Here is a 13,194-nt window from a genome sequence, read left to right as displayed (position 1 = left end):
GAAGTCAGTGGAAATCGTGGTGTTACTCATTGGCAGACACCTCTGCTTTGGCCGTCCTGTCGTCTACTGGCGTTGAGAGCCGCGGAAGATGGGCGATGGTGGTGAGCGTACCGATACAGCGAGTGGTGGTGTCTCTGACGGTGTGGATGTACTCGATGACATTCATAGAGGAACCTGAGCGGTTGGCCGTGCAGTGGTAGGTGGCTTGGTGGACCTCGTCCTGTGCAGTCGTCGTCACCGGTGGCGCTGTCAGCACCAGCTGTGGTGCTCGACTCGTCAGTGGGTGTGTCTCTTGCACCGTCAGAATCGTTCGTGGCAAGTCGGTCGTCGTAATGCGAACGCGATCACCGGGTGAGAGTTGCTGGACGAGTGTACCGGCATTGCGTGGATTCAGTGGCTTGGGAACGATCGAGTGCTGGTCGGTACTCACGCTTGCTCACCTCCCGTCGGGTTGATGATGCACTCGACCTGCGCACCCGTCCGAAGCCAGGTGTACCGACCACTTGGTGAGAGATCGTAGTGCTCGAGTGTGGCTTCGGTGTGCTCAATTTCGTCGTAGTAGGCGAACAGCAGACGATACAGATCGTGGGTTGGGGTCGCAACGTACAGGACGTGCTCGCCGGGCTCGGGGCCTCGGCAGGTGAGTTCGGGCTCCGAATGCTCACACTGATAGACAACGCCCGTGAACGTGCGTTGCTCAGTGTTGATCTGGATTGGGTCTGCACACGCCAATGCGAGAACCGTTTCTCGGTCGGTCATTGGTCTGCCTCCCGTTTTTCGCGAAGGCGTTGACAGAGCTGGCAGGGTGCGTATTGGTCGTCTTGTGCCTCTTTACGAGTGCAATAGGCGAGTGGGTTGTCGGTCTGCAGCGTACAGTGTGGCTCGTCGTCTGCGTCGAGTTCGTGATAGGCAAAGGCGTCGCCTACAAATTGATCGACGATAGCGACCGTCTCATCGCCAGGATAGGGATCGGCAGCGATGCGCTGGTCGCGTTCGGCATCGGTGAGGTTGCTTGTGAACCGGCTGTTACAGTAATGGGAGTCGGTGATCTGCACCGCGTAGGTACCACAGTCCGGACAGCGTTCGAATGTGTCGTCGATCTCCTCGGGGGTGATCGAGGTGGACGTGCGGGTCATCGCCCATCACCGCCGATGGCTGTTGCTCTCTGGGAAGGGCGTTCAGTGGGGGCCATCTACGTGTGCACCTCGGTTGAGGTGGTGTGAGTGGTGGCGTCGATGCCGTAGCACCGTTCGAGGATGCACTGGTAGTGCCTGCGGGTTTCTGCGTGGGTTTCGCCCGGTGGTGTCGAAGGGAGCTGTGGATTGCCCGTTTTGGTGGTGGCGACCGAGCGGTAGGTGTCGGTGTCCTCGGGAATCTGGAAGCCCTCTTCGTCGTAGTCGATCGGGCAACGACGTTCGAAAAACCGTTGGCAGTCCGGCGTGGCGTAGATGCAGTACAGGTAGGGCGCTTGGTCAGTGGTCTTGGTTCGGGTTTGGAAGCCCACGCGGAGTTCGACGAGGTACGCACGGGTGATTGGCTCGTCGGTATCGGGCGTGGGTTGGTTGGGGTCCTGAGTGGCTGTTTGGGGTGTAGGTTCGAGGCGTTTGACGGGGTGGAAGGTTTTTGCGCCGAATTGGGCCTCGAGGGAGAGGAGTCCACCGTTGGGTTTCTCGTCGAAGGCCGCCATTAGTCCTGTCCTCCGGAAAATGGTGGTTGGTAGTCGATGCGTTTTTCTACGGAAAGGGTATTGCTAGTCATGCTTCTGTGACCTCAGAAGCGCGGTCGGTGGATCCAACACCGGCCTTTCTGTGAAGGCGTCCCACGCTTCTACAATTATGTCTTCGTTTTAGAGGGCAATAAAACTATGTATTACATAATGCTCTGCAGTATCCAAAGTAAACTATTTTGCATATCAAACCATCTTTTGTACTGTACTGCACTATGAATCGCATAGAAATGGTCAACGAAGATTTCGACCCTTCTGAAGATTGTGATCGTGTACTTAGTGTATTTAAGGACGGTCAAGAGAGTGACAACCCCTGGGGGCGTGCGAACCCTCGCTTCATTATTGATCAGACAGGGATTAAAAAACCGAATGTTGAGTATCATCTCCGCCGATTGAGAGATGCGGGTTGGATTACTCGTTGTGCTCGTGGACTTTATGAATATGTAGAAGACCCGAGAGAAATAGATTAAATGTATTAATATATTTCTGATCGACTGCACCAGTTATATTTTACCTTAGAATGGGGATTAGCAGTACGAATCCCGTTTTTATCTTTTAATTGAAGATCGATGAACGCGATCCCCCAATCCTTGGGTTCGCTCTGCTACAGTCTTTATCGAGTTAAACGCCAAGCCCCTAGCGTTAGGATGGACTACGACCTCCTCAATTAATTCGCTCAAGTTAATATCCACTAGAAGTGCTCGCTCCTGCATATCCTCAAGCTCTGAAGGAGGAATTGATGTTCCTTTAAGCTCCTCACGACGCGACAAATCTGCCAAAGGATTCGTCATAATTCTAATTTCTCTTTCTTCAGTAAAATATTCACGCTTATATTGGAATGGTTCAAATAAATTTCCCGATCGAGAATCATCACCATAATCTATCAGGTTTAATTTATCTTCAGAGAAGTTTATATATTTGACTTCTCCCAGATGGATAGTGAAATCTGCTTCCGAATCTAATGATCTTAATAAATGATCCAAAGTGGATCGTATTGCGACTCCTTTTGGTGCATGAAACTCCCACATTACCATAGACTCTGTATTGTTCACATTCCAGCAGTTGAGATGAACTAGTCTTCTCCATTTTTTATATATCTGTTCTACATCTTCATCCAAGTTTTCTCCTTTTGGTATTGTACCCTCAAATTCATCAGCCATCCTGTCTGCTCGTGAAAAATAGAGTTTTGAGCTTTTGAATAAGCTAATAAATTGCTCGATAGATAGATATCGCCATACATATTCATTTATGCCAATATTCGGATCTGGGAATGCGTTTTCGTACTCATCATACTCGGAGTCACTTTGATCGCTGATCCGCTCAACGTAAGGCATGTAAGTAGCTTCAGTTCAGAGTGACACTATTTAATACCTGCAGATTGTTGTTCAACTAACACCAATGAGTACTACTTCAGACGATATCATTTTGTGGCAGTATGTTGAAACTGTAGACTTACTATATATGATCGAAAATCAAATACTGCCTACTAATCTAGCCTCAGGTCATCTTGAGACGGGAGACTATTTTCCAGGAGAAGAAAAAATCGAAAATCTCGCCTCAAGATGCTGGAGACACATCGTTGAATGCGTAAGTATCTCTGAGTGGTATTCTAATTCATATGAATCTCGAGCTATGTGGGAACGGAATTCTGAAAAACCACTTGCGTTAAAAACATCTCTTACCGCACTTAATAATTCCCTTTCGAATAGTGCTACAAATCTTGAAATCCGGAATGTTCACTACGAAGATTGGAATGACTTCTCATTCGAATTAGAACGAAATGGTAGTAATTATACGCGTACTTCCTTATTTGATATATTTAAATATAAATCTATGAATTATGATTGTGAAGATGCTGTGCGCGTGATTACTACACCAAGTGATCTTTTTTCAAAGAGAGATGATGATTTTAGCTATTCTGATGTAGCTGATTTAGATGATCCTATTCCCCGAACCGATATTGATTTCCCCGAAATGGTTGATGAAGTAATTGTATCTCCTTATGCCTCTAATTATATATTTCCTGTTCTAACCGATTATCTTACGTCTGAATATGGGGTCTCTTCCCTTCTTACCAAATCCTCCTTATAATTTTAATTTAATACATATATTTGTCTTATCTAATTGTATGGTGCCAAAAGTGAATTAAAGGAGGATGCGAGCAATCTTATTGTTTTAACAAATCTACAATTTCTCTGTCTAACCTTGTACGGTTTATCTCTTCGACAGTGGTCCCATTTTGCTCAATGATCTTATTATATTCTTGGAGCGCTTTTGCAAGGAAATACCGCCCAAAGAGAATAAACTCACGATTAGAGAGATCTTCGGGTGAAATGTCATCCGACCACTCTTCTCGTTGTTCAAAACGTCCCAGCTGCAGATCAGAGTCGTCGTGTATTATTCCATTCCGACGATTATAGAGTTCTTCGAAGAACTCATAAATAAATTCAAGACTAATCTCTGAGCCATCTGGAAAGGTAAGAGAAGTATTTTTAAAAAGAAGAAGTGCTCTTATTGGGAATTGGAATCGATTTACGCCACGTTCTTTTGCAAGCGTAGTCTCAAAGCCAAGATAACAATCTATGACTTTATCTTCATATCTCTTATCACCGAATGCCTGGTTCAGACGCCTGATCGGTCGAGACAGTTCTGAATCGTCTAACGGATCGCAGATCTCACCATGTCTCTCCCAAAATTCGTAGAAATCGTTGAATTGGTCTCTTTCCAAGAGATAGTTTTCTATCCTAACAGTAGGGCCGCCATGTGAACGAGGTCCATTATATGAACCACTAATATCTGCACAGTAATTACGGTAGGAAAGCCAAGCATTTTCGACAGTATAAATCGGTCCAAGTCCCACATAGTTGCGTGGTCGATATAGACGGAGCGTTGTTAGTACTTGCTCTCCAATTCTAGCGCCAATTCTTCGCGCCAAACCTCCAGTCCAATTTCGGTTAATTCCGGGTCTAGAATCACTGTGGGCCGTCGGTGAATGCTCAATTTCAATTTCCGTTCGGAGTTTACAATACCACTGGAGATCTTTCTTTGTCTTCCCCTTCTTTGAAGAAACATGAGGATGGCCATACGTTTGAATGCCTGCCATTTCTCGATCAGTGAGTTTAGAAATTGTTGGTCCTGAAGCGACCTTCCATTTGTATGCGCCTGATCGAGAAGAGGAAATCAGCGGAGACAACAATAAATTCTCATTTCTTACATTTTCGCTATCATATAAACTCAACTTTGGCAGTGGAATTATCACCTCGTGACAATGGGTAGATGAGTACCGGGGAGAGATGTGATCATCAAAGGCTGAATCAAATGCTTGGGGCTTGAATTCAAACGTTCCACCATAGTCAAGAACGCACTTAGTAAATTCCGCTAACTTCTTTCGATAGTATTGAGGGACGATTTCTTCCTTCTGGGACTCCACCCCGGGTGGAATGTCAAAACCATTTTCTGTCTCAATTAGCTCACTGACGGCCTCATTAAGAAAATACTTCCCTGGTACACGCCCATATTCAACCAATTTAGACGGTTTCTTTACTATCTTTTCCGGATCTTCTCGTGAGGACTTCGTTGGAGTAAAAACTGCAGTTTCTGGGATACCAACGTTGTTTTCTACCGCATAGCACTCTATCTCATGTATATATCCTTCTACCCCTTCCCGAATGATTGATTTGGCTTTGTCCTCAGACATCTGTTTCGCTCATACTCACACCTATTAGAAATGAGTAATGCACAGATCTTCGTAGACACTCTTCTTCAAGAACAATTTCTATTTGTAGCCACTCTTCCGGAATCCACCAGATAACCACTCGCGGACTCAATTTCCCGCGTTCTAACTTGCCCTGTTCATGCAACTCCTCGAGCCGCTGATGTACTGGCCGCCGTTCCATCCCGACCGTATCTGCAACCCACCGGGCGGTTACTGCCGGAAACTCGGCCGCATGAATCACTCGAAGAATATCATCATCACTCGTTTGCTCCGCAAATCGTCCCTGCTCGTCACGATCACTCTCATTTTCAGTCATAGCGCATAGTATCACAGCCACCTACTTAACACCAACTCCTACGTAGGATACCGAAATCTTTAATACCGGCTCCCACATAGGATATGGTAGGAAGAACGGTGCCCTCGGGCGTGTGTAGAAACGCGCCGGGTGCTTGAACACCCGGCACTGGTCTTCCAAAATGCAACTCGAAAGACCATGTCAACGAAATCGCCTAGTGAACTTGAAGCTGACGAGACGGCACAGAACCGCGCACAATGGGAACAGTTCTCCTTCGACGTCGATTCTCTTGGACTCATCAAAGTCACCAATGAGAGCCACGAGAACTCCGAAGCCCACCAGTACACCGTTTCCATCGACGACGTGACAGAGGAACTGATGGCCTGCACGTGCCCGCACCACGTCCACCGCAACGCCTACTGCAAACACATGGCCGCCGTCGAAACCGCAACTGACGATGGTACGCTCGAGGCATTCCCGTCCGAGGATAAAGACGATGCCGAACCGGAAGACTGTGACTGCGACGGTCTCGGTGGCCTCCCGTGTTGGCCGTGCGTGAGAGTAGGACGAAAAGAACTGCCGAACTAACCACCGCTTCAACCCTTATTATCCATGGCATGCCAATTGACATTCACAGATATCACTGTCACACCAATGTAAGTCAGTATTTTCGGATTTCGAGTCCGGGAATTCGCTCAAAATGAGACGTATTCCGTGTGAGTACCGCCTGTTCGTGGATGATACCGGTTGCACCAATAATGCAATCACCGACATCGATACGTTTGCCTTCAGTAATCAGGTCGCCATACAGTCGTCCAGCCTTCTTCATGACTGCACCGTCCGCGGGCAGTATCTCTCTTGTTTCGAGGACTTTTTCGACGGTTGCTTGTTCTTGTTCACTGTTTGGTGCACGGGGTATCCCCTGATAGAGTTCAAATAACGTCCGTGCGGAAAGATAGAGCTGTTCTCGCTCACGCTCGGCAACGCGTACAGTCTCGATTGCGTTCTCGTCACCGTTCATTACATCGATAAGGACGTTAGTGTCGAGAATCATTGACTACTCGTGGTCTCCAGCGAATTCGGCGCGACGTGCCGCCATCTGTTCGTTTTCACGCTCGCGGAGTTCAGCGACTGCATCGCGAACGGCATCTGCCTGTTCATCCGAAAGTATTCCCGCGAGTTCCAAGAATGATCGCTCTCCTGCGAGCCGTTTGACCACATCCGAGAAGCTTTCTCCTTCCCCCTTCCGGTGTTTGAGGCGGTCATAAGCTTCATCGTCTAACCGAATAGTTTTCGTCCCCATGTGCATACATACGCATACACATTTATTATATGTTACGCTGGTTCAACAGCAGTATCTCGACAAAAGACGTACCGCTCGGGAATAAGCAGCTGTTCGAATTCTATAACGCAACCGAAGACGGGACGCTCGACGCATTCCCTTCGGGGGGCGACGACTTCGAACCCGAAGACTGTGATTGTGAGTGCCTCGGTGGCTTCCCGTGCTGGCCGTGCATGCGAATGAGACGAATAGAACTACCGAACTAACCGCCACTACAACTCTTTTTATCCATGGCACGCCAAGTGACGTTCTCGGATATCACCGACCAGCGAACGCTCGCAGGAAGCGCGGATGCACGACTAACAGATACGACGTAATTCAGACGACGAAGACCGTACTACTTGATGTCGTCAAGTACTGATAGTGCGTGACTAGGGTCATCCGCTGTGCGTTGCAAATTTTGGGAGGCCAACGCCGACAACAAGCAGTACGAAAAACGAGATCGTGAAAGCGGTATCTTGAGCGATGCCGTTTGATTCCAGTAAAATGTTGACAGCGTACGCTGCGGGGAGGGCTACGACAACAAAGGCGATCGTTATCCAATTTTCACGGCTTACCATCGATACTTTCGGATAAACACCCCATTCAGAAATAATTTGTGCGTAGTAACGATTGCGCCGCAGAACTGTTTAAGTGCCCTAATAGTATTCAACATGACACACGCAGTCTCAAAATCGACATCATGCTGAATTTGGGTCTACTTGCGGGTGAACCCTACTAATCTTGGAAATCAAATAAATGCTCACGCAATAGCTCATACTTGTGGGGACAAGATAACAAATCAAAAACCATACACCATGCAACGACTACCAGCAATCGGATCTCATCACAGATCGATACTATATTCAAATCACGTCATTACTAATCCGAATATGAATGATACGCGTAGATTTCTTAAAGGAGACTCAATATGACAACCGATCAGAGGAACAAGGAGTTACCAACACTACGTACCTCACTCCCATCGCTATATGAGTGGCTGCGGACGTTCGTTATTGGTATCTGTATGGGGAGTGCCGACGCCGTTCCGGGCGTCTCCGGCGGAACGATTGCCCTCATCGCGGGTATCTACGGTCGCCTCATTGCTATGATTACGGCTATCACCCCGGAGCGACTATGGCATCTACTCGCCGCGCTTGTTCCGCACAATAATGGAGTATCAGTTCGGGAAGCACTGGCTGTTTGGGAAGACATTGACGGTTGGTTCGGCCTCTCGCTAGCCACAGGCGTTGTTACCGCCGTGATCATCGTCACTCGAATTGTACACATTCTCGATCAGAATTACCCGACGCTACTCTTTGGGTTCTTCTTCGGCTTGATCGCTGCGTCGGCAATTATCCTCCTTCGGGAACTGAAAATAGCAACGGTGTTTCAGGCAACTGCCGCCATCGTTGGCTTCGTCATCGCCTTCGTTCTTTCTGGTTCAATAGAGTTCTTAGAGGGTGGGGGCCTCCTCGTCGTCTTCTCCGCTGGGGCAATCGCCGTCAGTGCGATGATTCTTCCGGGTATCTCCGGATCACTTCTATTGGTTATCCTCGGCCAATACACACGAATGTCTACGACGCTCAGCCAGTTTATTGACGCTCTGAGTCGAGTTGTTACGGGTGGACCGATCGGGCAGTTGACTGACCTTGGAACGGTCGTTGTAACGTTCATTCTTGGCGGGCTTGTTGGTCTCTTCACTATTTCGCGGGTTGTTCGTCGTTCATTAGATCGGAATCGGCGGGCAACCATGGCCTTCCTTGTTGCTCTTGTCGTGGGCGCACTTCGCGCTCCGGTAGAGACAGTCCAAAGCGAGATCGGTTTTTCCTCAGACGTGATCATAGCCTTTGTCGGTGCAGCGCTGATTGGGGGTGCTGTCCTATTAGCACTTGACTGGTATGCCGTTGATCTTGATCTGGACTCAATCTGAAATAGCATAAATTGACCACTCGTATCGCGTTCTCGATCATCTGTCATCGTAGCCGTCAGTTCATTATCTCCATTTCTCTCGATCCAATTCTCATCTAATGATTCAATGGATTTATGCTATCTTGTCACCGATACTGAATCTCAATGGGTATCCCTCGCCGCTGGCTCGCACTCCTGCTGGTTGGATGTCTCTGTCTTACTGCTGGATGCAATTCCCTCCTTCCAGGATCTGACCCTCAGACGTCGACTACCTCAACTCTTCAGGGACAACTCGCCCCTGGGCTGACTGCGCAAGGCGTAACCGACATAGGCGCACTTACAGATGCCCATGCACGGATTCTCCAAGAAGACTCCTATACTGTCTCCTGGACGAATGTCCAGCGATATTCAAATAGAACAGTGCGGTACCAATCGCATGGTCAAACGCAACGTGGTCCCAGTAGTACACACTTCTATTCACAAACCCGATTTCCCACTCCACCACCGACCTTTGCCAGCTTTACTTTACAGCACTATGAGTACTATGGCAAGAAAGATACGGTTTACCAAAGATATATCGGCCAAAATAACACGACCGTTGAAGTTTTTAATCGCTCCGAAGCACCGGTGGCTAAAACATTCACATCTCGCGAGTATTTCTATGCTGTCTTGAACGCGTTTAATCAGTCTCAAGGCTTTATAGTTACAGAACGTCCGAATACATCTTCACCCCGCTATAAAGTTCAACTAACACGACTTGAACGTCCAGCACTTGTCGTAAACTATCACGGTCTCGAGACGGTGACGAATGCGTCATTGACAGCGACGATTGATCGCTGGGGTGTGATTCATAAATACCAGCTCATCTACACTGGTCAAACGAAAAACCAGACTGTGTCCGGAAGCAGAACCGTTCGCTTTACTAGGATAGGGAGTACTCAAGTCCCGCAACCAGCCTGGATCCACAATGTTACAACGAATCAATCGGTTACAGGAGAAGATGACCGGTGATCCTTGTTGAGAACATTGTCGTCACTCGTTTGCTCCGCAAATCGTCCCTGCTCGTCGCGCTCACTCTCGTTTGCAGTCAGAGCGCATACTGAGACTATCACGGAATTCCGAGATGCCGATGCCGAAAATACAGATAGAGGCATGCAATCGGGACATTGAGCAGCGGAATGACCATCAGATAATAGAGTATGGTTGGCTTCCACTCGGAGTGCTTCCGGACATATTGGCGGTCAGAATACACGGCAGGCAGGGAGAGAAGCGCCGCTGCATAACTAATGAGGATGATCCCCCCAGCAAGATACGTCGTCAGAAATCCAGAGACATTGAGCGGAACAAATCTTGCGATACCTATTGTAAAGATCGTCACAACGAACCAAAGAGCGAAAAGCACCGGAATTGCGAGGATCACCAGCCACCATCCTCTCGAGTGAAGATAGCGCTCGAACAAAGCTCTTGAAGAGAATTCTGTGGTGACCATAGATGTTGTATTGCTTCCTGAAGGTAAATCCATTCCTAGAGCAATAAGCAACTACCTGAATCCGCTAACCGATTCAAAACAGCACTAAAAGAGCGATTCCACGATCTCGAGTACATCCGCTGGCTTTCGTTCCTGAATGAACTCGCCTCCCTTCCGTCGCGCTCTCTCATTTAGCTCGCTTTTCTGGACTTGGGTGGTTCCAAAGTTAGTATATAATACTAACATCGAGTGGCCCCAAATCTCGACCACTCCTGTAACCATCTCCCTTCGTCTGCCGACCTATTGTGCCCTTTCAAAGTGATCTACTCATGCCTCGTCGCGACTCGCCTCTGTAAGTGAAAAACTGACTGTCCACTCGATAGCCTCTGATGGTGGTTCCTCTCCAAGCCGTGACGTGAGTGTCTCCGAAATCACGTAGTCTCCAGGTGCCACCCCGTCTGTTCCAGCGCGAATCTCATACGTTCGAGTGATCGTCTCACCCGGTTCGATCCGTGTTCCGATTCTAACTGAATTGACTTCCAATTCCCCATCTCTGAACGATATATGGCCACTCGATGCATACTCTCCCCACAATAAGAATGAGCGGTCGTCAGTGTCTGCTTCAACCCATAGGACACTCAATGGTGGGGACGGTCCACTCATAATGATTCGTTCCTCGTCACTTCGATTGGTCACACGAAATTCAATCACCCCAGGGGATTCTGGTGTGACTTGCTCACTTTCCAACTCGGCTGTAATCGCAAGAGCTGAGGGCGTGTCGGGCGATCGTCGGTAGAGTACGACGCCGATATGCGTCCATACATCATTGGTTCCTGCTTCCCAGGTGAAAAAGTCGGTCTCCTCAATGAGTTCAGCAAGCCCAGTCGGAATGTCGTCTGTCCAAATCTCTCCCTCTTGGAGTATCGTCTGGAGCGTTTCGCGATGCTCTGGATTCTCGATCATCGGAATATCGACAATCGTTGGATTCGTGAACTCGTCAGCAACGGCCTCATCAGAATAGTAGGCGGACGGTCTGAGATGATACGAGTGTGTAGGCATCACAGTCGTCGTGGTGACCGTAAAATTAGAGATAGTGTAGTCATCGACCGAGCTCATACCTACTCATGACGCGTGCACCGCTCATAGCCATTCGGAACGCGATCATATTCGAATACGTTCAGCAGGTGACCAACTATCTCCATTATCGAGGGGGAGAGTCATCAGTGGTTCAGTGCTCAGACGAAGTTATCAAATAGTGAAAATACAGCTGTTCAAAACTGTCTTGCGATCATGATATTCCTATCCCTGTTGATCCTCGTTCAATTTGTTCGTACCCCCCTATTACTTTGGAAGAATTTGGAGGTACAGATCGGCATTTGACGGCTTTAAAATTGCATAGAATTGCGTAGGGCTGGTTTCCGGCCATAGAATCCAGCCTTAGGATTCTAAGGCTGGATCGAAATCGTAAATGCAGCTTTTCACGGCTTCACGCGGCCGAAAACTGGACTTAACCGAGTAATACTAATTCCTGTTACTCATCCAACCTTAGACGCTCCTATTTCTGTTACTATTCCAACCTTAGGTTTGCGAGTCGATATGGGCTCACACAGGTAGTATCGCGGAATAGAACGCCTCTATCCAGCCTTAAATCCATATTATCAAAATTCCATAAATACTACTACATGTACTTGTATCTTTGGAGATATACCTGCCAATCCGATCGTCGATTCAGGACATTTCTTGCGTTCCTAAAGTAGTTGGTACAGGAACTCGTTGAGGAATGAAATGAGTACTGGCCTCACTCAATTTCCTGACTGTGGATGGACCGGTAAGACAAGTGATTGCGTGATCGATGAACTCAAACGAACGTGTCCTGTCTGCAGCTACGTCTTTCGACGTAATTCGTGAATCAGGGAATCGATTCACTTTTTCTTTGGAATTCGTCTGGTCCACCGTCACTGGGAAAGCTCTTTGACCCAATACCAACAAAAGACAGCTTGTGTCCCCCGATAATTCCCCTGCCAAGATCGAGGATCTCTCATTTCTCAATCCGGAGGACATCAAGCTCCAAAACACCCATTTCCTGGAACAGGATGGGATGGAGTATCGCGTTGGACAAGGACTTCTTGATCATCGACTTCGGCATGATATATGGGTCGTGAGAAATGGAGATATCAAAAAACTCCTGCAACGATTTCCATACGGTGAACCACTCCACGACCAATGCGCTCTGTGGATGCAAGCGTTCGTCGGTAAGCACTTTTTCCCGGACGCAAACCATCGAACAGCGGTCGTTATCCTCCGTGAGATTATGGCTGAAAACGACCTTCCTCCTGGCGACTGGGATCCAGAACGGACTCGCCGAGCGAGGGACGAATCTCACACTGTTCGAGGTGAACTACCAACATTACCTTGCAGACATCTATCAGAGAGATCCGCTCTATGACGTCTGGCGGCGCTATTTTGACGATGTACTAGAATACGCGAAGAAGTAGTTATTCGTCGTCGTCAGCGTCAGCGAGCGCTGCATACAGTGCAGAGTTTTCTCGGACGTCCTTGTTCATCCGACGCTGCGCATCCTCATTCACGGGCATATGCCATACTACGAGATAGTGCCATATTAGACTTTGTGGTCTAGAACATGACGGATCGATCAGCAGAGACTCCACATTCTGGCTGATAACCGTTCGCATGTGGGGCACGCTGATTTACTCACTATCCTTCTGGAATCCACCAGATAACTACTCGCGAACTCACT

At 48.2% G+C, this 13,194-nt stretch carries 16 protein-coding genes; 4 read left to right on the top strand and 12 right to left on the bottom strand.

Annotation, left to right across the window (positions count from 1 at the left end; genetic code table 11):
* Nucleotides 1–22: 22 nt before the first annotated feature.
* The 5 genes from BW974_RS22790 to BW974_RS22765 all read right to left on the bottom strand — a co-directional run bounded on the left by BW974_RS22790 (nt 23) and on the right by BW974_RS22765 (nt 3,060).
* Nucleotides 23–430 carry a hypothetical protein gene (locus BW974_RS22790; RefSeq protein WP_076433323.1) on the bottom strand — a complete coding sequence of 136 codons (408 nt, stop codon included), beginning with the start codon at nt 428–430 and terminating at the stop codon, nt 23–25.
* A complete protein-coding gene (locus BW974_RS22785; RefSeq protein ID WP_076433321.1) occupies nt 427–759 on the bottom strand; it encodes a hypothetical protein in 333 nt (110 codons plus the stop codon). The genes BW974_RS22790 and BW974_RS22785 overlap by 4 nt, the downstream gene beginning before the upstream one ends.
* Nucleotides 756–1,136, bottom strand: a complete 381-nt coding sequence (locus BW974_RS22780) for a hypothetical protein (protein ID WP_076433319.1) — start codon at nt 1,134–1,136, stop codon at nt 756–758. The genes BW974_RS22785 and BW974_RS22780 overlap by 4 nt, the downstream gene beginning before the upstream one ends.
* A 56-nt stretch (nt 1,137–1,192) precedes the next feature.
* Complete coding sequence (locus BW974_RS22775) at nt 1,193–1,687, bottom strand: hypothetical protein (protein WP_076433317.1); 495 nt, start codon at nt 1,685–1,687, stop codon at nt 1,193–1,195.
* 587 nt (nt 1,688–2,274) lie between these two features.
* Entirely contained in the window at nt 2,275–3,060 is a 786-nt protein-coding gene (locus tag BW974_RS22765) for a DUF2971 domain-containing protein (protein WP_076433315.1), read from the bottom strand.
* A 64-nt stretch (nt 3,061–3,124) separates the two neighbouring features.
* On the opposite strand from BW974_RS22765, the gene BW974_RS25160 reads away from it, so the two are divergent.
* Nucleotides 3,125–3,817, top strand: a complete 693-nt coding sequence (locus BW974_RS25160) for a hypothetical protein (RefSeq protein ID WP_139329006.1) — start codon at nt 3,125–3,127, stop codon at nt 3,815–3,817.
* 76 nt (nt 3,818–3,893) lie between these two features.
* On the opposite strand, the gene BW974_RS22760 is transcribed toward BW974_RS25160, so the two are convergent.
* Nucleotides 3,894–5,423 (bottom strand): hypothetical protein, encoded by a 1,530-nt coding sequence (locus BW974_RS22760; protein WP_076433313.1) that lies wholly within the window; start codon nt 5,421–5,423, stop codon nt 3,894–3,896.
* Nucleotides 5,416–5,757 carry a hypothetical protein gene (locus BW974_RS22755; protein WP_076433311.1) on the bottom strand — a complete coding sequence of 114 codons (342 nt, stop codon included), beginning with the start codon at nt 5,755–5,757 and terminating at the stop codon, nt 5,416–5,418. Before BW974_RS22755 ends, BW974_RS22760 begins: the two co-directional genes overlap by 8 nt.
* A gap of 177 nt (nt 5,758–5,934) precedes the next feature.
* Here BW974_RS22755 and BW974_RS26050 point away from each other — a divergent pair, with 177 nt between their 5' ends.
* On the top strand, nt 5,935–6,324 hold the full coding sequence (locus tag BW974_RS26050; protein ID WP_175609797.1) for an SWIM zinc finger family protein: 390 nt from the start codon (nt 5,935–5,937) through the stop codon (nt 6,322–6,324).
* A 73-nt stretch (nt 6,325–6,397) separates the two neighbouring features.
* Here BW974_RS26050 and BW974_RS22745 read toward each other — a convergent pair whose 3' ends face one another.
* Together BW974_RS22745 and BW974_RS22740 are read right to left on the bottom strand one after the other, a co-directional pair.
* Entirely contained in the window at nt 6,398–6,790 is a 393-nt protein-coding gene (locus BW974_RS22745) for a type II toxin-antitoxin system VapC family toxin (protein ID WP_076433307.1), read from the bottom strand.
* A 3-nt stretch (nt 6,791–6,793) separates the two neighbouring features.
* On the bottom strand, nt 6,794–7,039 hold the full coding sequence (locus BW974_RS22740) for an antitoxin VapB family protein (protein ID WP_076433305.1): 246 nt from the start codon (nt 7,037–7,039) through the stop codon (nt 6,794–6,796).
* Nucleotides 7,040–7,988: 949 nt separating this feature from the next.
* Between BW974_RS22740 and BW974_RS22725 the strand changes: the two genes are divergently transcribed.
* Together BW974_RS22725 and BW974_RS27600 are read left to right on the top strand one after the other, a co-directional pair.
* Nucleotides 7,989–8,990, top strand: coding sequence for a DUF368 domain-containing protein (locus tag BW974_RS22725; RefSeq protein WP_076433301.1), 1,002 nt, complete (start codon nt 7,989–7,991; stop codon nt 8,988–8,990).
* Between the two features lie 143 nt (nt 8,991–9,133).
* Nucleotides 9,134–9,979 (top strand): DUF7537 family lipoprotein, encoded by an 846-nt coding sequence (locus tag BW974_RS27600; RefSeq protein ID WP_449267264.1) that lies wholly within the window; start codon nt 9,134–9,136, stop codon nt 9,977–9,979.
* 97 nt (nt 9,980–10,076) lie between these two features.
* Here the strand turns inward: BW974_RS27600 and BW974_RS22720 are convergent, their stop codons facing one another.
* The 3 genes from BW974_RS22720 to BW974_RS26045 form a co-directional block, all read right to left on the bottom strand.
* Entirely contained in the window at nt 10,077–10,457 is a 381-nt protein-coding gene (locus tag BW974_RS22720; RefSeq protein WP_076433299.1) for a hypothetical protein, read from the bottom strand.
* A 306-nt stretch (nt 10,458–10,763) separates the two neighbouring features.
* Nucleotides 10,764–11,552, bottom strand: coding sequence for a DUF8130 domain-containing protein (locus tag BW974_RS22715; protein WP_217694401.1), 789 nt, complete (start codon nt 11,550–11,552; stop codon nt 10,764–10,766).
* A gap of 922 nt (nt 11,553–12,474) precedes the next feature.
* A complete protein-coding gene (locus BW974_RS26045) occupies nt 12,475–12,717 on the bottom strand; it encodes a hypothetical protein (RefSeq protein WP_175609796.1) in 243 nt (80 codons plus the stop codon).
* Nucleotides 12,718–13,194 lie beyond the last annotated feature (477 nt).

The sequence above is a fragment of the Haladaptatus litoreus genome, assembly GCF_900156425.1.
Taxonomy (GTDB): Archaea; Halobacteriota; Halobacteria; order Halobacteriales; family Haladaptataceae; genus Haladaptatus; species Haladaptatus litoreus.
The sequence above is the reverse complement of the archived record's forward strand: the minus strand, read 5'-3'. Positions and strand labels throughout refer to the sequence as shown.